This window comes from Glaciibacter superstes DSM 21135 (genome assembly GCF_000421145.1).
Lineage (GTDB): Bacteria > Actinomycetota > Actinomycetes > Actinomycetales > Microbacteriaceae > Cryobacterium > Cryobacterium superstes.
The window spans coordinates 23,916-42,679 of the sequence record NZ_ATWH01000010.1 but is presented as its reverse complement, the minus strand read 5'-3'; the positions used below and the strand labels follow the sequence as shown (position 1 = coordinate 42,679).

15 protein-coding genes are annotated in these 18,764 nt (G+C 63.3%); 3 read left to right on the top strand and 12 right to left on the bottom strand.

All coding sequences use genetic code 11. From position 1 onward, the window contains the following. Nucleotides 1-9: 9 nt before the first annotated feature. The 8 genes from K323_RS26260 to K323_RS0114275 all read right to left on the bottom strand — a co-directional run bounded on the left by K323_RS26260 (nucleotide 10) and on the right by K323_RS0114275 (nucleotide 8,631). Entirely contained in the window at nucleotides 10-840 is an 831-nt protein-coding gene (locus K323_RS26260) for an SURF1 family protein (RefSeq protein WP_245571005.1), read from the bottom strand. Between the two features lie 5 nt (nucleotides 841-845). After that, complete coding sequence (locus K323_RS26255; RefSeq protein WP_022885963.1) at nucleotides 846-2,348, bottom strand: cation:proton antiporter; 1,503 nt, start codon at nucleotides 2,346-2,348, stop codon at nucleotides 846-848. 3 nt (nucleotides 2,349-2,351) lie between these two features. Beyond that, nucleotides 2,352-2,879, bottom strand: coding sequence for a cation:proton antiporter regulatory subunit (locus K323_RS0114300; protein WP_022885962.1), 528 nt, complete (start codon nucleotides 2,877-2,879; stop codon nucleotides 2,352-2,354). Nucleotides 2,880-2,966: 87 nt separating this feature from the next. Next, nucleotides 2,967-4,382, bottom strand: a complete 1,416-nt coding sequence (locus K323_RS26250) for an APC family permease (protein ID WP_022885961.1) — start codon at nucleotides 4,380-4,382, stop codon at nucleotides 2,967-2,969. Nucleotides 4,383-4,426: 44 nt separating this feature from the next. Then, entirely contained in the window at nucleotides 4,427-5,284 is an 858-nt protein-coding gene (locus K323_RS0114290; protein WP_026851670.1) for a proline iminopeptidase-family hydrolase, read from the bottom strand. Between the two features lie 33 nt (nucleotides 5,285-5,317). Then, nucleotides 5,318-6,238, bottom strand: coding sequence for an acetamidase/formamidase family protein (locus K323_RS0114285; protein WP_022885959.1), 921 nt, complete (start codon nucleotides 6,236-6,238; stop codon nucleotides 5,318-5,320). Nucleotides 6,239-6,241: 3 nt separating this feature from the next. Continuing rightward, nucleotides 6,242-7,678 (bottom strand): APC family permease, encoded by a 1,437-nt coding sequence (locus K323_RS26245; protein ID WP_022885958.1) that lies wholly within the window; start codon nucleotides 7,676-7,678, stop codon nucleotides 6,242-6,244. A gap of 20 nt (nucleotides 7,679-7,698) precedes the next feature. Further along, nucleotides 7,699-8,631, bottom strand: coding sequence for a proline iminopeptidase-family hydrolase (locus K323_RS0114275; RefSeq protein WP_022885957.1), 933 nt, complete (start codon nucleotides 8,629-8,631; stop codon nucleotides 7,699-7,701). A gap of 214 nt (nucleotides 8,632-8,845) precedes the next feature. Here K323_RS0114275 and K323_RS26240 point away from each other — a divergent pair, with 214 nt between their 5' ends. Beyond that, nucleotides 8,846-9,571: a FadR/GntR family transcriptional regulator gene (locus K323_RS26240; RefSeq protein ID WP_022885956.1), complete on the top strand. Its 726-nt coding sequence runs from the start codon at nucleotides 8,846-8,848 to the stop codon at nucleotides 9,569-9,571. An 85-nt stretch (nucleotides 9,572-9,656) separates the two neighbouring features. On the opposite strand, the gene K323_RS26235 is transcribed toward K323_RS26240, so the two are convergent. Genes K323_RS26235 through K323_RS26230 form a run of 3 tightly spaced genes read right to left on the bottom strand, consistent with a single transcriptional unit; the run spans nucleotide 9,657 to nucleotide 14,315 of the window. Beyond that, nucleotides 9,657-11,429: a glycerol-3-phosphate dehydrogenase/oxidase gene (locus K323_RS26235; protein WP_022885955.1), complete on the bottom strand. Its 1,773-nt coding sequence runs from the start codon at nucleotides 11,427-11,429 to the stop codon at nucleotides 9,657-9,659. Nucleotides 11,430-11,478: 49 nt separating this feature from the next. Continuing rightward, a complete protein-coding gene (locus K323_RS0114260) occupies nucleotides 11,479-12,588 on the bottom strand; it encodes a GuaB3 family IMP dehydrogenase-related protein (RefSeq protein WP_022885954.1) in 1,110 nt (369 codons plus the stop codon). Nucleotides 12,589-12,590: 2 nt separating this feature from the next. Further along, nucleotides 12,591-14,315, bottom strand: a complete 1,725-nt coding sequence (locus K323_RS26230) for an ABC-F family ATP-binding cassette domain-containing protein (protein ID WP_051147380.1) — start codon at nucleotides 14,313-14,315, stop codon at nucleotides 12,591-12,593. Between the two features lie 149 nt (nucleotides 14,316-14,464). Between K323_RS26230 and K323_RS26225 the strand changes: the two genes are divergently transcribed. Further along, on the top strand, nucleotides 14,465-15,688 hold the full coding sequence (locus tag K323_RS26225) for a MalY/PatB family protein (protein WP_022885952.1): 1,224 nt from the start codon (nucleotides 14,465-14,467) through the stop codon (nucleotides 15,686-15,688). A gap of 3 nt (nucleotides 15,689-15,691) precedes the next feature. Here K323_RS26225 and guaB read toward each other — a convergent pair whose 3' ends face one another. Next, complete coding sequence (gene guaB / locus K323_RS0114245; protein WP_022885951.1) at nucleotides 15,692-17,194, bottom strand: IMP dehydrogenase; 1,503 nt, start codon at nucleotides 17,192-17,194, stop codon at nucleotides 15,692-15,694. Nucleotides 17,195-17,512: 318 nt separating this feature from the next. Between guaB and K323_RS0114240 the strand changes: the two genes are divergently transcribed. Continuing rightward, on the top strand, nucleotides 17,513-18,757 hold the full coding sequence (locus K323_RS0114240) for a branched-chain amino acid ABC transporter permease (RefSeq protein WP_033373224.1): 1,245 nt from the start codon (nucleotides 17,513-17,515) through the stop codon (nucleotides 18,755-18,757). Nucleotides 18,758-18,764 lie beyond the last annotated feature (7 nt).

The following is an 18,764-nucleotide window of genomic DNA, read 5'->3' as shown; positions in this document are numbered from 1 at the left end:
ACGTCCAGTTTACGCGGCGGAAGACGGCGGCCCGGCCGCGGGGCCAGCCCCGGTGACGGCCTCGGCCGCGGCGATGGCGGCCTCTTCCTGCTCCCTCTCAACGGCGTCTTTCACCAGCCGGTACCAGAGGAAGATCGCGAACCCGGCGAACACGGCCCACTCGAGGGCATAGAACACGTTGAGCCAGTTGAGGCTCACCTCGTTCTCGGGAACCGGCGAGTCGATCTTCTCGAGACCGGATGCCGCTGACTGGTCAACGAGGTAGCCCGCGTAGACATCCTCCCCGTCGAAGTCCTGCCAGAGGTTGATCAACGCGGCGACCGAGACCGTGGTCATTGAGTGTGGGTCGCCGTCTTCATCCGGAAGGGCGGGGGCTTCACTTGGCAGGAACCGCGCGGTCACGGTCGTTTCGTCGCTGTCAGAGGGCGCATCGGCATCCGTCGCCGCCTTGCGTTCTGCCAGCTTCTGCGCGGCAGTATGGGCGACCTCTTCGTCTGCGACCCAGCCGCGCGCAACCGGAATACTCGCGCCGGCATCCGTCACGAAGTGACTGACCACCCAGTAACCGCTCTCACCGGCGTTCAGCCGCCCGGCGATGATCTGCTCGTCGCCGACGACATAGCGACCGCTGACCTTCACCATTTGTCCGGTTGCCGCCTGCTTTACCGCACCGTTCGGATCGGCCACGTCTTCCAGTGCGAGCACCGTTTCGGTGTTGCGCTCCACGACCTCGCCAGACGCGATGGCCCTGTCGAGTTGCCACTGCCCCAGCAAGGCGAAGGCGGCCGCGATGCCCAGGGCAAGTAGGAGGGCGAGCACCCATCTCGGGCGCAACATCATCTGAATCACGAATAGTCCCCTGGGCGGTTTTCTGGCGAACGTTCTTCGCCGCTCAGTTTCTCGGTGACAAAATCGATCATCGGATCAGACTCCACTGTTGCAGACTCCGCCGGTGCAGATTTCGCAGGTGCAGACTCCGCAGTTACAGGCTCGGCAGATACAGGCTCGGCCCTGACCGATTCCGCCCTTTCCGGCTCCGCTGTGTGAGACTCCACGACTCGATTGACTGCGCGCCTGGTGTGCTCGTCGCCCCTTGGGCCCTGATCCCTGGTTGCAGCCTCGACGAGGGCGATCTCCTCGTCGAACATGGCGTCGCGCGTGAGCGCCGCTCCCTGCCCGCGACGCTTCGTGCCGCGCAGCGCGGCACCGATCCGTTCGGAATTCGACGCGAACAGGGGTCCGGCGATCGCCATGATGAGCACGTACAGTCCGGCGAACGGCTGGAGTCTGTGGTCGAGCCCCGCCCCGACCGAGAGGGTGGCCAGAATCAGCGTGAACTCACCCCTGTTGACCAGGATGGCGGCGGTATTGATGCCTTCGACGACGCCCATCCGGTTCAGTCTGGCCAGCAGCATCCCGGAGACAACGTTCAACGCAAACGTCATCACAACCGCAATCAGCACCACGACGATCACAGAGCCGAACTCCGTCACATGGAGCGCCAGACCGAAGTTCAGGAAGAAGAAGGCGGCGAAGACGTCTCGCAGCGGCACTGCGACCCGCTCGACCTTGGTGCGGTAGCTGCTCGCCCCGAGCACAACGCCGATCAGGAACGCGCCAATGGCATCCGTCACACCGATGATCTCGCCGATGCCGGCGAAGAGCACCGCAAGCCCGAAGAAGAGGATGGTGAAAAGTTCATCGTCTTTGGTGCGCACCAGGCGCGAGACCACCTTGCCGCCCCAGCGAGCCAGCGAGAACATGACGATCAGGAAGATGAACGCGATCGACAGCTGCAGCACAATGGGCCAGACCTCGGTCTTGCCGCTCAGCACAACAGACACGATCGCCAGGTAGATGGCGATGAAGATGTCGCCAACCACCGTGACACCCAGGATCATCGGCGTCTCCCGGTTGGCCAGGCGCCGCAGTTCGATGAGCAGCTTGGTGATGATCGCGCTCGATGAGGTGCCGGTCATTCCGGCGATGACCAGCGCTTCTCTCGTCCCCCAGCCCACCATCATGCCGAACGCGAACCCGAGGCCCATATTGATGAGCACGTAGGATCCGCCGGAGACGATGAGCTTGCCGGCATCGTTGAAGAACTCTTCCTGGTCGAACTCGAGCCCGAGGCTGAACAGGAGCAGGATGAGGCCGAAGATGGCGATCAATTCGATGTCTGCTGCGGCGAAGTTCAACGGGAACCAGCCGGTGTACGGGCTCGCGAGGAGCCCGACGATCATGTAAATCGGGATGGACGGCAGACCGATGAACTTCCCGAGGCGTCCGAGTACGTAGGCGACGACCAGCAGGACGCCGAGAGTGATGAGGTCTTCGCCAAGATGCATTGGCTAGCCCCCTGGCGGGGCGTCGACCGGCTTGGCCTTCACTTCGCCGGTCCGGAAGAACGCGAATGCCTTCGCCACCTTTTCGGGTGAGCCGGCGACGACAAGCGTGTCACCGGGGAAGACCTTGAAGTCTGGTGCGGGCGCCGGGTTGGCGGACTCGCCCCGCACAACGGCGACGACGGTGAGCCCGGCGATCCCCCGTTCTGCGGGATTTCCGAGCGGCTGCCCGGCGATGTGGTCTTCGTAGTCCACGGTGAACCAGTCGATCGACAGGCCCGGAATCTGGTCGAGCGCGGTCAGCGATTCCGTGATCTGGGTTCCGCCGAGCAACTCGGCCAGGGTGTGCGCTTCGTCTTCATTCAGGCGAAGCGAAACCTTGTTGGCGTCTGGCCCGCCCTCGTCGTCGGCGAAAGTGATCAGGTCACTATGGCCGGAGCGGTGTGCGATGACGCCGAGCTTGCCTCCGTCATCCGTCACGAAGGTATGCAGCACACCCACACCGGGAAGTTTGACCCGCCGAACGTCAACCATGGCAAAACTCCTGGGGATTGGGGGCAGTCTAAATATTCTACCGGAGCCGCCCTCCGGCTCCTCCGCCTAGCCTGCGATCGCCAAGAATCAGTGAGTAGTTCGTGGCTCCGCAACGGGGTGACGCGAACGACGCTCCCTGACGTGCCAGAAGCTGGCGATGCCAGCACCGATCACCAGCCAGGCAACACCGATAATCTTCGCGTTGTCGTTGGCGTTCCAGAGTGCATAGCCGAGAACCACGATGCCGACGATCGGCGAAACCCAGTGCACGAACTTCTTTCCGCTGCGCTGTTTCACTCCGAAGTGGGCGATGACTGCCACGTGCAGCAGGATGTAGGCGGTCAAGGCGCCGAACGTGACGAGTGTGGTGAGGAGCTCTTGTTCCGCCGTACCGACGATCCCGATGACCAGCGAGAGACCCGCGATGAGCAGCATGGCATTGACCGGCACCTGGCGCCGCGGACTGATCTTCGCGAAGATTCGCGGAAGCTGACCATCTCGAGCCATGCTGAAGACAAGGCGGCTCGACGTGGCTTGCGAGGCGATGGAGTTTGCGAAGATGGCGATCAACGCCGACGTCAACGTCATGACGACCTTGAACCATTCACCGACGACACTTCCGGCGATGTCATAGAACGCATTGTTCGTCTCGTCTCCCGCGGCGAATGTCGTGCCGGTAGGCACAAAGATGGCAGCGAGATAGACCTGCAGCACAAAGATCACGGTGATTGCGAAGAGCACGATCATTGTTGCTTTCGACACTGCCCGTCCTCCGCCCTTGGCTTCTTCGTTGAGGGTCGAAATAGCGTCGAATCCGATGAAACTGAGTGCTGCGATCGGGATGGCGCCAAAGACGATCGCCCAGGAGAACTCGGCCGGCTGGAAAACCGGGTCAAGACTGAACGAAGCTCGCCCCTGCGCCACTGCCACCAATGCCCCGACGACGAAGACGCCGAGCACAACCAGTTGAATGGCAAGGAAGACCTTGTTGACCCCGGCCGTGAGGTTGATTCCCCGCAGGTTGATTGCCGCAGCCAGCACCACGAACAGGATGATCCAGACGAACGCGGGGACACTCGGGACAACGGTCACCATCGCTGCGGCCGCGAAGACGGAGAGCAGCGCAGGCAGAAGCAGGTAGTCCAGCAGAATCGCCCAACCCGCGATGAAGCCCATGAAGCGGTTGAGTCCGATGCGCACATAGGAGTACACCGACCCGGCGATAGGGAAGCTTTTTGCCATCTCCTTGTAGCTCAGCGCGCTGAAGAACATGGCAAAGGCCGCGACGAGATACACCAACGCCGGCATTCCGCCGGAGAAATTGTAAATGAGACCGAAGACGGGAAGCGTTGCCAGCGGAACCATATAAATGAGGCCATAGACGACGACATCCGTCAGACTCATCGTCCTGTTCAGTTCCTGCTTGTAACCGAAGTCTTCCAGCCGATCGCTGCTCGCTTCGATTCGCTCCGGACTCGCGCCCTTGCTCTGTTCTTTAGTCATGCGGTTGCCTCCTTCATTTGTCACCGGGCATGTGTCCCCGGCATTCAGTCTGTGGCGCGAAGAAACTCGCGAAGAGTGGCGACGAACGCCTGAGGTTGCTCCAGGTGCACATTGTGGGTGCCACCGGCGAATTCGACATAGTCGCCGTACGAGTTCATGTGCGAGAAACCGCGGATCGTCTCTGGCGTTGCTTCGTCGTCGCTGCCGCACAACCAGAGATTGGGGATGGTGAGTGAGCGCACTATCGGAGTGAGATCTACCCCGCGCAGGTTTCCGGTTTGAGTGAACTCGTTCGGACCCCACATCGTCTCGTAACCGGCGGCAGCCAACCCGTCAACGCTCCGTTGTAGTGAGGGCGGCCATGGGTCGAGACGGCAAAAATGCCGACGATAAAATTCCTGAAGTGCGGCCTGGTACTCCACTGTGTCAGCGGAACCTGCCAGCGCGGCCTGGTGTTCGGGCGGGAGCTCCGCAATCAGCCGCGCAGCGTCGGCGCACCACGCCTGGACACTCACAAGTGGGCTGGCAAGGACCAGACTCTTCACCCGTTCAGGCCACTTGTCGTAGAAGGCAAGTGCAAGCATTCCGCCCCATGAATGGCCGAAGAGGTGGAATGTCTCTAGTCCGGAATCGCTCGCGAGGCTCTCAAGGGCGTCGACGAACGTCTCCACCCGCCACAATGACTCGGCATCTGGTGTGTCAGAGCGCCCGCAGCCCAGTTGGTCGTACACAACAACGCGCCGCTCGTCTCCAAGGACGTCGAGCGATTCGAGGTAATCGCTGGGGCTACCCGGCCCGCCGTGCAGCAGTATGAGAGGAACCGCATCCGTTTCCGGATCAATCGACTTCCACCAGAGCCGACCGCCGACTCCCGGGTAATACCCTGTCTGCGCCTGAGGCACACCACGATTCGCATCGTGCAGAGACGCTCCCACCTATAGCACGCTCTTCGGCAGCCGATGGGTAGTCACCGCTCCGATCGGAGCCATCGGATGCAACGGGTCGGGTTCTGATGAACCGGTCGGACCTCCGAGACGCGAATGGGCTATAGCGCTCATTACCGCGTAAGCGTCGCCGGCAACCCAGCCGTGATCGTCGACCAGGAAATGGAACATGTCTTCGTAACCGCGGGTGATGCTCTCCTGCACCGGGTCGCCGAGGCCCACGAAAATCCATTCATCGTCGGTTTCGATCCGCGGCGCCCGCAGCGGCATGTTCTTCACCAGATCGACGCTTACCACGGCGATCCCCTCCGCTTCGATCGCCACGAACGATGACTCGCCCTCTGCCATGATCGCGTGGATGTCGCCGATCGACAGGTAGGCGCCATCGACCATGACGGGCAGATACACCGTCGAGCCAGGCCGACACTCGGTGAGGTCCATGTTTCCGCCCTGCCCATAGCTGGGCATGATCGTCGAATTTACGCCTTCCGCCGGCGCGGTGCCGATGCATCCGATCATGGGGCGTGGGGTGAAGATGTGCCGTTTCGTCACATGGGCACCCGTCTCGTCGATGGGAATACGACGGGCGAAGATTTCGCTGCCCATCACGTGTTGCAGGGCACCGGTGCCTGGCAGGCTCACCGACCAGCCACAGTCTTTCAGGCGAATCTCGTGGATCGTTACAGCCAGAGCGTCCCCTGGCTCCGCACCCTCAACATAGACCGGCCCGGTGATCGGGTTGATACCGACGGTGAGCTTGTCTATGTCGCCGTGTTCGTGTAGCTGCCGGTAGACCTCGTCGCTGGTTTCAAAACCAATCAGCTCGCCGGTGCCGGGCGTAATCCGAAGTGCGGGAGTCTCCTCCGGTGAGAAGCCAAACTTGCCATGCGTCTTATCCAGAAAGTGATCCATCGTTTACAGCTCCCCTCGCATGCCCGTGGCCGGAACTTCGTTCGCGGGCATGTCTCCCTCGCCCGACAGGTCCGTTTTGCGGCCGGTCATCTTGTAGTAGACGAAGACAGCTGCGCCCACGACCAGCCAGACAACGCCGCCGACCTTCGCCTCGACGTTCGCGTTCAACAACACGTAACCGATGATGAGAAACCCGATGGCCGGTGCGACGAGGTGCAACAGGAAGTTGCGCGACTTCTTGCGCACGATGTAGTGCACGATAACGGCCAGATGCAGCAGCATGAAGCCGAACAGCGCCCCGAAATTCACCAACGACGAGATGAGGTCGATCTGGCCGACGAAGAACAGCACCAGAATCGCCGAGAGCACCGATACCAGAATGATCCCGTTCTGCGGAACCTGCCGTTTGTTGAGGGTGTGAAGGAACTTTGGCAGCTGGCGGTCGCGGCTCATCGAGAAGAGCAGGCGCGAGGTCGCTGCCTGCGCGGCCATGGCGTTGGCGATTCCCACGGCGAGCACGTTCACCACGAAGAACGCTGTCATCCAGCCACTGTTTGAAGCGGCCTCCACGATGGTGAAGAACGCGTTCCCGACCTCGTCGTCGCCAAACGCTTCGCGGCCGCCGGCCAGGGCGCTGGCAAGCCAGGTCTGCACGATGAACAGGAACGCCACGATGCACAGCGACATCACCATCGCGCGACCGGCCGAGTTGCGTCCGCCGGAGGCCTCCTCAGACATGGTCGCGATACCGTCGAAGCCCAAGAAGCTGAGTACGGCGATCGAGAGAGCGGCTGCGATGAGCGGCCCCGTGACCTTGCTCGCGTCCCAGAGCGGGTCGATCGAGAAAACGGCTCCGGGGATCGTTTCGCCGGTGAGCGCTGTAACCGCGATGATTACGAAGATCACCACGAAGACCAGTTCCACCGTGAGGAAGACGCGGTTGATCAGCTTCATCGAGCTGACACCCATCAGGTTGATAACCATGTTGATGGCCACGAAGATCAGCGCCCACACCCAGCGCGGTGAGTCGGGGAAGATGCCGACCATCGACTCCGCCGCGAAGACATAGAGCAGGGTGGGAACGAGCAGGTAATCGAGCAGAATCGCCCAGCCGGCAAAGAATCCGACGCTGGGGTGGATACCACGACCGACGTAGGAGAAGACCGAGCCGGCCAGCGGGATGGACTTGGCCATCTGTTGGTAGGCCAGTGCCGTGAAGATCATGGCGATGAGGCCGATCAGGTAGACCAGCGGCACCATGCCGCCCGCGGCGTTGTACACCACCCCGAAGATGGCCCACGGCGCGATCGGCACCATGAAGATGAGTCCGTAGATGAGCAGGTCCATCGTGGAGATGGATCGTTTGAGTTCCTGCTTGTAGCCGTATGCCTCCAACTGTTGCTGAGGGGTGAGTGCCATCGATTCGCTTGATGCGGTCATGGGCGTGCGCTTTCTCTGGGTCAATGTGCGGTGTGTTCTCGGACGTGTGCTGCTGGGGAGTCGTGTTGCGCCAGGAATTCGCCGATAACGGCACGGAACTCACCGGGGCGTTCCAGATGAACGCAGTGACTGGCATCCGGGAACACCCAACTGGTGCAGCCCCAAATGCCGTCGACGAACGGCCGCCAGGTAGCGGGGGTTGCCTCGTCGTTCTCTCCGGCGACCACGAGGGTTGGTACCTCGATGGAGCCGAGCCGGTCGATGATGCTCCAGTCGCGCAGCGTACCGACGACGTGGAACTCATTCGGCCCGTTCATGGTGTGGTAAACGGTGGGCTCGGCCTCCATCTGGTCTTCGCTCTCCCGGAAGTCCTGTGGCGTCGGCACGACCGTGCAGACGTGATGCTCGTAGAACACTTCGGCGGCGGCAATGTACTCAGGATCGGTAATAGTGCCGGCTTGTTCATGGGCCGTGAGCGCGTGCTGCACTTCGGCGGGCAGGTGCGACCGCAGCTCAGCCGCTGCGTGGGCCCACAGCTCCATGGATGCCGGTGAGTTGCAGATCTCGAGGCTGCGGAGTGCGGCGGGTCGCCTGGTGGCTATCTCGGCTCCGAGCATTCCACCCCACGACTGGCCGAGCAGGTGGTAGGCGGTGAGCCCGAGCTGCTCGACCAGGTTCTCGAATTCGTCGACGAAAAGTTGCGGGGTCCAGAACTCGGAGGGAGCGTCGGGCAGGTGTGTGCTGTTGCCGCAGCCGAGCTGGTCGTAGAGGATCACGGTGCGACCGGCATTTGCGAGCTCCCCGATGTTGCGCACGTAGTTGTGGGCCATGCCGGGTCCGCCGTGGAGCACAATCAACGGCAGCGCACCGTCCACGGGCATATCGGGTTGCTCGATGCGCACCCATGTCTCATAGTCGCCGAACGGGACTACTTTCGTGATGACCGTTGACACCGGCACTCCTTCGTGTGGTCATGCGTGGAAGCCGAACTCGCGGCATCCGACGTACGGTTGACTTGCAATATCATGACGTATAAATGGTCTCAAGCCAAGACCATTTACAGCTTTCTCATTGAGGTAGGTATCGACGATGACAGCGACGGATCCGTCGAAAAGCCGGTCAAGCCTCCAAACCGAGGCTGCGTCGAGCGCCTTGCGTGGTCCTCGAATGAGCATCTCGGCTGCGGATGAGATCACGGATCGACTGATCACAGCGATCGCAATCGGCGAGTACCTCCCTGGCGCGAGGCTGCCCTCCGAGCGCGACCTCGCTGCGTCTTTGCAAGCGGGACGGATGACAGTGCGATCTGCGATCGCCCGGCTCGTGCAGGAAGGGCTGCTTGAGACATCGCGTGGCCGGGGCGGCGGCTCCTTCGTGCGTGAGCAATGGGCGGCATCGTCGAGCGCGTCCGTTGAGCGAACGCTTTCGGCGCGGTGGGAGTCAATGCGTGACACCTGCGAGGCGGTCAGCTTGCTGCATGGCACGATCGCGCGCGCTGCTGCTGCCAGCCGAACCAACGATGATGTGAGGGTGCTGCGGGAGCGACTGGAAGCATACCGAGCAGCCGAGTCTGGTCAACAGTCGCAGAAAGCCGACGAACTTCTCCACATCGCCATCGGTGAGGCCGCGCACAACGCCGCGCTTCAGTCGGTCCTGTTCAGTCTTGAGTCCCGGGTGAGCCTCGCCGCCCCCGCGCACCTCTGGGGCACTCAGGAAGGGATGCCCGCAATGGAGTTGCGCGCTCTGGTCGACCACGAGAAACTCATCGAGGCTATTTGTGGGGGGCACGTGGAGCGCTCGGGCAGCATCGGAGCGGAGCATGCTCGCATCGACCTTGAGCTAATTGAAATTGCACTGCGAAAGGCGAGCGGGTCAGGCGTGGGGCCAGACTAGTATTCTGCGCGATACGTCCACCCGCTGTAGAGCACCACGGGAGCCCACTACAACTCGGAAACGGGCTCCTGGGTGAATGGGCCCGCTACTTCGTCGCGACGATATCCGGGGCTTCGAGACGCACGCGGTCTGCAGACTCGTCGTCTGGTTGCTCCTGCGATTCGCGTTCGGCAGCCACCCGCTTGAGGTAGAAGGCGACTTCACGTTCTTCGCGTTCCGTGTCCCAGCCGAGCACCCCTGCCATGAGCCTTGCTGCCACCGGCGCCGCGGAAACCCCTCGGTCCCAGGCCTCGATCGAGATGCGCGTGCGACGCGCGAGCACGTCTTCGAGGTGCAGCGCCCCCTCGTGGGTCGCCGCGTACACGACCTCCGCGCCGAGGTAATCGTCTGCGCCCGGCAGAGGCTCGGCGAGCGCCGGATCCTCGCGAATCAGGTCAAGCAGTTCGTCAGTCAGGGTTCCGTATCGGTTCAGAAGGTGCTCAACCCGTGCGGTGTGCAGGCCGAACGCCCGCGCGATCTTCCCACGCTTGTTCCACGCCGCCTGGTACCCCTCGGCCCCGAGCAGCGGGATGTTCTGGGTGGTGGACTCCGGAACCCGCCCGTCCAGGGCATCGGTCGCGGCGTCGATGGCATCCTTCGCCATGATCCGGTACGTGGTCCATTTCCCGCCCGCGATCACGACCAGTCCTGGAACGGAATGGCCGACCAGGTGCTCGCGGGAAAGCTTCGAGGTCTGCTCGGATTCTCCGGCCAGCAGCGGACGGAGACCGGCATACACGCCCTCGACATCCTCGCGGGTGAGCGGCACCGCGAGCACCGAGTTGACGTGTTCCAGAATGTAGTCGATGTCGGCCGCGGTCGCCGCCGGGTGCGCCTTATCGAGGTGCCAGTCGGTGTCGGTGGTGCCCACCAGCCAGTGGCGGCCCCACGGGATCACGAACAGCACACTCTTCTCGGTGCGGAGGATCAGACCTGTCGACCCCTGGAACCGGTCGCGGGGCACAACCAGGTGCACTCCCTTCGAGGCGCGCACCTTGAATGTGCCACGCTCCCCCACCATGCGCTGGGTGTCGTCGGTCCACACGCCGGTGGCATTCACCACCTGCTTTGCACGCACCTCGAACCGCTCGCCGGTCTGCAGGTCGTGCGCCTGCACGCCGACAACACGCTCGCCCACCTTGATGAAACCCTCGACCCGAACCCGGCTCGCCGCGTGGGCACCGTAGAAGGATGCTGTGCGAGCCAGCGAGGCGACGTACCGCGCGTCATCCACCTGGGCGTCATAGTAGGTGATTCCGCCGACGAGGGCGTTCTCGGCCATGCTCGGCATGGCTCGGAGCATCTGGCGCTTCGACAGGTGCCTGTGATGGGGCACTCCTGGGGGCCGCCCGCCGGTGTACGAGAAGATGTCGTAGAGCAACATTCCAGCGCCGATGTACGCGCGCTCGATGATCCGCTTCTTCAGCGGGTAAAGGAAGCGCACCGGCTTGACCAGGTGGGGGGCGAGCACCTGGAGCAGCAGCCCGCGCTCGATCAGCGCTTCGCGCACCAGCCGGAAATCGAGCTGTTCCAGGTAACGGATGCCGCCGTGCACCAGCTTCGACGACCGGCTCGACGTGCCTGAGGCCCAGTCACGCGCCTCGAGGATTCCGACGCTCAGGCCGCGAGTCACCGCATCCATTGCGCTGCCGGTTCCGACGATGCCGCCGCCGACGACGAGGATGTCGAGTTCCTTCTCTTTCATCCGGGAGATGGCTTCCGCTCGCTCCTCCGGACCGAGTTTCGAAGATCGGGTGACCGGCTTCCGTCCTGAGGACGTGCCTGTCGCTGCCTTGACCGCTGCCTTGACCGTTGCCATTTGCCGACTCCCATCAGAACTGGTGGTGCTTACCTCGACGCTAGTTCACTCAGTACGGAGCAACAACCACTTCAACGCGCTGGAACTCCTTAAGATCCGAGTAACCGGTGGTGGCCATCGACCGGCGCAACGCACCGACCAGGTTCGCGGTGCCGTCTGCGACCGGTGCTGGGCCGTACAGAATGGCCTCGAGCGGCGCGATCGTGCCCACTTCGACCCGCTTGCCACGGGGAAGCTGAGCGTGGTGTGCCTCAGCACCCCAGTGAAAGCCGCCGCCTGGGGCATCCGTCGCCCTGGCCAGCGTTGTGCCGAGCATCACCGCGTCTGCACCGCACGCGATCGCCTTGACGATGTCGCCTGAGCTGCCGAGGCCGCCGTCGGCGATGACGTGAACGTACCGTCCGCCTGACTCGTCCATGTAGTCGCGACGTGCGCCGGCGACATCCGCCACTGCCGTCGCCATCGGCGCATGGATGCCGAGGGACGCACGCGTGGTCGACGCCGCGCCACCACCGAAGCCGACGAGCACGCCGGCAGCACCGGTGCGCATCAAGTGCAGGGCCGCGGTGTAGGTCGCTGCGCCACCCACGATCACGGGGACATCGAGTTCGTAGATGAACTTCTTGAGGTTGAGCGGTTCCTGGTTCTTGGAGACGTGCTCGGCCGAGACCGTGGTTCCGCGAATGACAAACAGGTCGACGCCGGCCGCGACGACGGTTTCGTAAAGTTCCTGCGTACGCTGCGGCGACAGGGCGCCGGCGACGGTGACGCCGGCGGCACGGATCTCGGCGAGGCGCTCGCTGACGAGTTCTGGCTTGATCGGCTCCGAGTAGATCTCCTGCATGCGCGCCGTCGCCTGGCCTTCTGGAAGGCGACGGATCTCGGCGAGCAAGGGCTCCGGGTTCTCATACCTGGTCCACAGGCCCTCGAGGTCGAGCACACCGAGACCGCCGAGCTTGCCCATCATGATCGCGGTGGTCGGCGACACGACGGAGTCCATCGGTGCGGCGAGGAACGGGATGTCGAACTGGTAGGCATCGATTGACCAGCCGACGGAGACGTCCTGCGGGTCGCGCGTTCGTCGGCTCGGAACGACCGCGACATCGTCGAAGGCATATACGCGACGGCCCCGCTTGGAGCGGCCGATTTCAATCTCCATACTCACCCGCCCAGTCTAGGCGCAGCCGATTGAGCCACCCTCCCCGCGCGAACAACGCGCCGCTCGTCCCAGACGGCGTCATTCGATTCGTACACCTCCCCATCGGATCCGAAGACGAGGAACCGGTCAAAACCCCTGGCGAACCAGCGATCGTGCGTCACGGCGATCACGGTGCCCTCGTAACCGGCGAGCCCGTCTTCCAGCGCCTCGGCCGAAACCAGGTCGAGGTTGTCGGTCGGCTCGTCGAGGAGCAGGAGGGACGCGCCACTGAGCTCCAGGAGCAATATCTGCAGGCGCGCCTGCTGGCCGCCGGAGAGCGATTCAAATGCCTGCTCACTCGCCCCGGCAAGACCGTAGCGGTCGAGCGCCCTGCTGGCGGCCTCGCGCGCCATGCCGTCACGGTGGTCGTCGCCACGATGCAGGATGTCCAGCAGCGTTCGCCCGACGAGCTCCGGGTGTTCATGCGCTTGGGCGAACCAACCGGGCTGCACCCTGGCACCGAGCTTCGCCACGCCGTTGTGTTCGACAGGCACCAGCACCTGGTCTGCGGATGCGAGGTGCCCCATGGTCGGGTCCGGGTCTGTTCCGCCCCTGGCCAGCAGTCGAAGGAAGTGCGACTTGCCCGATCCGTTCGATCCGAGCACGGCGATCCGTTCACCGAACCAGATCTCGGCGTCGAAGGGTTTCATCAACCCGGTGAGTTCCAGCCGGGTGCAGACCACGGCCCGGCGGCCGGTCCGCGCTCCCTTCAGTCGCATGGTCACGTTCTGGTCCTTCGGGCGCTCCTCGGGCGGCCCGATTTCTTCGAAACGGGCGAGCCTGGTCTGAGCCGCGCGATAGCGCGAGGCCATGTCGGAGTTGTACTTCGCCTGCTGCCCCAGCCGCACGACCAGGGCGCGAAGCTTCAGATGTTCCTCGTCCCAGCGCCGCCGCAGTTCGTCGAGCCGGTCCATCCGGTCACGACGGGCCTCGTGATAGCCGGTGAAGCTCGAGCCGTGGGTCCAGGTGGTGTTACCCACTGCGCCGACCTCGAGAGTGATGATGCGGTTGGCGGCCTCTGCGAGCAGTTCGCGATCGTGCGAGATGAGCAGCACGGTCTTCTGGCTCTGGCGGAGGGTCTCTTCGAGCCAGCGTTTTGTGGGCACGTCGAGGTAGTTGTCGGGTTCGTCGAGCAGTAGCACCTGTTCCCGGCCGCGGAACAGGGCTTCAAGCACGAGCCGTTTCTGCTCGCCGCCGGAGAGGGTGTTCACCGCCCGCCACTGGGCCTTGTCGTATGGGAGGCCGATTGCAGCGATGCAGCAGGTGTCCCACAGCACCTCCTGGTCGTATCCGCCTGCATCCGCGTACTCGGCGAGCGCGCTCGCGTATGCCATCTGGGTGACGAGGGTGTCTTCCTCCATGAGCGCGAGTTCGGCCAGGTCGACGTCTCGCGCTGCGCCCTGCACGCGCGCAGGCGCGACGGACACCAACAGATCGCGCACAGTCGATTCGCCCTGAAAGTGACCGACGAACTGGTCCATGATTCCGAGGCCGCCATCGACGGAGATGACGCCCGAGTCTGGTGTGATCTCACCGCGGATGAGTCGCATGAGTGTGGATTTCCCTGCACCGTTCGCCCCGATCAGCGCCGCCTTCTGGCCCTCTGGGACCCGGAACGAGACGCCGCCCAGCAGCATCCGCCCGTCGTTCAGAGAATAGGAGACGTCGCTGACGTCGATGTAGCCCACGATCGAATCCTCGCTGCACTGCTTATGCTGTGCCATGTGCATGCCCGGGTGTTGTGCACTCCCGGTCGCGCGCCGAGTGGCGAGCCGACCAGCTTACAGCCACATTCGGTTCCATCGACCAGAGAGGTGGAATGCGGCATCCTGAAGGCATGGATGTCACCGCAGAACCCCTGTCCCTGCTCCGCGAGCGCACCAGCATGAAATGGCGCACATACCCCGACGATGTCCTGCCGCTCTTCGTCGCCGAAATGGACTTTCCGCTGGCCGAGCCGATCGCCCGGTCGCTGCACGATGCGATCAATCGCTCAGACACCGGCTACGCGCCGCCCATCAACGGAATGGGCGAGGCATTCGCGGGGTTCGCCGAGCGCCGCTGGGGCTGGCAGGTCGACCCCGCTCAGGTCACCAGCACCACCGATGTCAGCGTCGCCATCGTTGAGACCATTCGCCGCCTGATCACTCCGGGTGATGGCGTCGTGATCAACCCGCCGATCTATCCGCCGTTCTTCGAACTCGTCCGTGAAGCAGGTGCGACCGTCATCGAGGTACCGCTGGTACACCTGCCGCCAGAGGCAACGAATAACACTGAGGCAACGGATGCAACCGGCGCGTCAGCCGGGTGGGCGATCGACCTCGAGGCACTCGAGCAGGCCTTCGCGGCCGGCGCACGCGTGTATCTGCTGTGCAACCCGCACAACCCACTCGGGCACCCGCACAGCGTGCAGGACCTCACAGCCGTGGCAGAACTCGCCACCAGGTACAACGTGACGGTCATCAGCGACGAGGTGCACGCCCCGCTCACCCATTCAGACGGCGCGTTCACCCCGTACCTGTCCGTGTCGCCAGAAACGGCCGAAACCGCCATCTGCATCACGTCGGCGAGCAAAGCGTGGAACCTGGCCGGCCTGAAATGCGCCGTCATGGTGACCGCATCAGAACGGATGCGCGCGGTGATCGAATCACTGCCGATGGAAGTCCCCTGGCGCATGAGCCAGTTCGGGCTGATTGCCGGAATCGCCGCGTTCACGGAAGGGGAGGAGTGGCTCGACGGCGTGATCGCATCCGTTGAAGGCAACCGCCACCTGCTCGCCGAGCTCCTCGATGTGCAGCTGCCCGGCGTCGGCTTCACCCAGCCGCGCGCGAGCTACCTTGCCTGGCTCGACCTGGGCGCACTCGGCTGGGGCGACGACCCCTCCGTGGTCGCACTCGAGCGCGCCAAAGTCGCCGTGATCGCCGGGCCGGACTTCGGCCGGGAAGGACGCGGTTTCGTGCGTCTGAACTTCGGCTGCGCGCCCGACGTGCTCAGCGAAGCGATCTCACGCCTCGCGGCCGCGGTCTCATCACACCGATCGAAGCCCGAGAGTGCCGATTGAAGCTCAGCGGCGGTAGTTGGGCGCCTCGACCACAATCTGCACGTCGTGCGGGTGTGACTCCTTCAGCCCGGCTGGAGTGATCCGCACGAACTTGCCCTTCTGCTTGAGCTCTTCGATGGTGCGCGCACCAACGTAGAACATCGACTGCCGCAGGCCGCCAATCAGCTGGTAGGCCACCGCAGAGAGGGGGCCGCGATACGGAACCTGGCCCTCGATACCCTCCGGGATCAGCTTGTCGTCTGACGGCACATCCGACTGGAAATAACGGTCCTTCGAGTACGACGTCTTCGAGCCGCGGGTCTGCAGCGCACCCAGCGATCCCATTCCGCGGTAGGTCTTGAACTGTTTGCCGTTGACGAACACCAGCTCACCGGGGCTCTCGTCGCAACCGGCCAGCAACGAGCCGAGCATGACGGTGTCTGCACCGGCGACGAGCGCCTTGGCGATGTCACCTGAGTACTGGAGGCCACCGTCGGCGATGACCGGGATGCCGGTTTCACGGGCGGCAAGCGACGCCTCGTAGACGGCCGTCACCTGTGGCACGCCAACGCCGGCGACAATACGTGTCGTGCAGATCGACCCGGGTCCGACACCGACCTTGATGGCGTCAGCTCCCGCATCGACGAGCGCCTGTGCGCCGGAGCGTGTCGCCACGTTTCCGCCGATGACGTCGACACCGGCAAAGGCAGGGTCGCCCTTGAGCTTCCTGATGATATCCAGCACTCCTACGCTGTCACCGTTGGCAGTATCGACCACCAGCACGTCGACACCGGCGTCGAGCAGCGTGGTGGCACGCCGCCAGGCGTCACCGAAGAATCCGATGGCGGCACCGACCATGAGCCGCCCGGCAGCATCCTTCGTCGCGTTCGGGTATTCCTCCGACTTGTCGAAGTCTTTTACGGTGATCAGGCCGGTGAGTTTGCCCGCCGCGTCGGTGAGGGGGAGCTTCTCGATCTTGTGCTTCGCGAAGATGGCAACCGCGTCTTCCGGTGGCATCCCCACCCGGCCGGTGATGAGCGGCGACGTGGTCATGACCTCGCGCACCTTGGTGGTGTGCTTCTTCGTCTCGGAGACGAACCGCATGTCTCGGTTCGTGATGATTCCGACCAGCACACCATCGGCATCGATGACGGGCAACCCGCTGACGCGGAACTGCGCGCAGAGGGCGTCGACCTCCGCCACAGAGGACTCTGGCGAAGTTGTTACCGGATTGGTAATCATGCCGGATTCGCTGCGCTTGACCAGGTCGACCTGCTCGGCCTGGTCACCGATCGAGAGGTTGCGGTGCAGCACACCGAGACCGCCTTCACGAGCCATTCCGATCGCCATCCTGGTCTCGGTCACCGTATCCATCGCGCTCGACAGCAGCGGCGTTGACACCGAAATTCTGCGGGTCAGGCGGGATGTGGTCTCTGCCTCACTCGGAATCACATCGGTATGACCGGGAAGCAGCAGGACGTCGTCGTAGGTGAGACCAGTGAAGCCGAACGGATCTGGCTGATCCATATTTCCCCTTTGCGTGTGCAGGTTACGTGTGCAGGAATCTCGAATATGAACCGGAATCGTCGCGTCATATCCGGTGTCTCAATGTTAAGCGAGTTTGCGCCGGAAGCATTCCTCAGTTCAGAATCACAGGTGTCAAATATTGGTTCGCGAAACAAATGCGACATAATCGGCACGTACTGTCGACAAGGATGTTGGCAGGAAGACCCGAGGCCCGCTCGGTTACCCACCGGCCGGCGCCACCATGGAGGTGCAGTGTTATCCACTGAAACAGCTCGCAGGTTTTCACCCAGGGCGCTGGTGATATTCCTCGGCGTCCTGATGGCTGCCCTGATGCTCTCCGTGCTGTCCCCGAGCCCGGCCCATGCGGACGAAGTCAACACCGACAAGTACGAATATAGCCTCGGCGGCAACGTTCAGTTCGGTGGCGAACCCGTCGAGGGAGTGCTCATCACGGTCACCGGGGGCGGCTACGAAGCCGAGGTGAAGACGGATGCCGATGGCAAGTGGCGAGTCGGCGTGCCCGAGAAGGCGACGTACAAGGTCGTCCTCGACGAAGACTCGCTGCCAAAGGGCGTCATCGTCAAAGAAGAGGGCGGCAACGAAACCACCGCGGAGTTCGGGCTGACCAAGACGAAATCGGTGAACTTCTTCCTCGGTGAGGGCGAACGAGTGACCGTGAGCTTCTTCGACCAGTTCATCAACCGCTTTGCGAACGGGCTCAACTTCGGCCTGCTGCTCGCCCTCGCCGCCATCGGCCTCTCGCTGATCTACGGAACAACCGGGCTCAGCAACTTCGCCCACGCTGAGATGATCACCTTCGGCGCGCTGATGACGCTCACGTTCTCTGTCACCTTCGCGCTGCCGATCTGGCTCGCGATCATCATCGCCGTTATCCTGAGCGCCGCGCTCGGTTGGGGGCTCGACGCGGGAATCTGGAAGCCACTCCGGCGAAGAGGTGTCGGGGTGATCCCTTTGATGATCGTCAGCATCGGCCTGTCGCTGGCGCTGCGCTATCTTTACCAGTTCTTCTATGGTGGCCAGACCGAACAGCTTCCAGGTTCCGGCCTGGCTGACCTCCATTGGGGCGCGATCTCGCTGTCGCTGATCGACCTCGGCAGCATGGCCATCAGCATCGTGGTCCTCCTGGCCATCTCCTTCTTCCTGCTGCGCACCCGCATCGGCAAGGCGACGCGAGCCGTCGCCGACAACCCGAGCCTCGCCTCGGCGAGTGGAATCGACGTGGACCGCGTCATCCGCATCGTTTGGGTGCTCGGTGCGGCGTTGGCCGGCCTGAGCGGTGTGCTCTGGGCCTACTTCCGGCCGGGGGTCAGCTGGGACATGGGCTTCCAGATCCTGCTGCTCGTGTTCGCGGCCGTGGTGCTCGGTGGCCTCGGCACAGCCTTCGGGGCGCTGCTCGGATCCATCATCGTCGGCCTCTTCGTGGAGTTGTCCACCCTGTGGCTGCCGTCCGACCTCAAGTACGTCGGCGCACTCATCGTTTTGATCGTGGTGCTGCTGTTCCGACCGCAGGGCATCCTCGGTCGTAAAGAGAGAATTGGTTAGGGCCGGG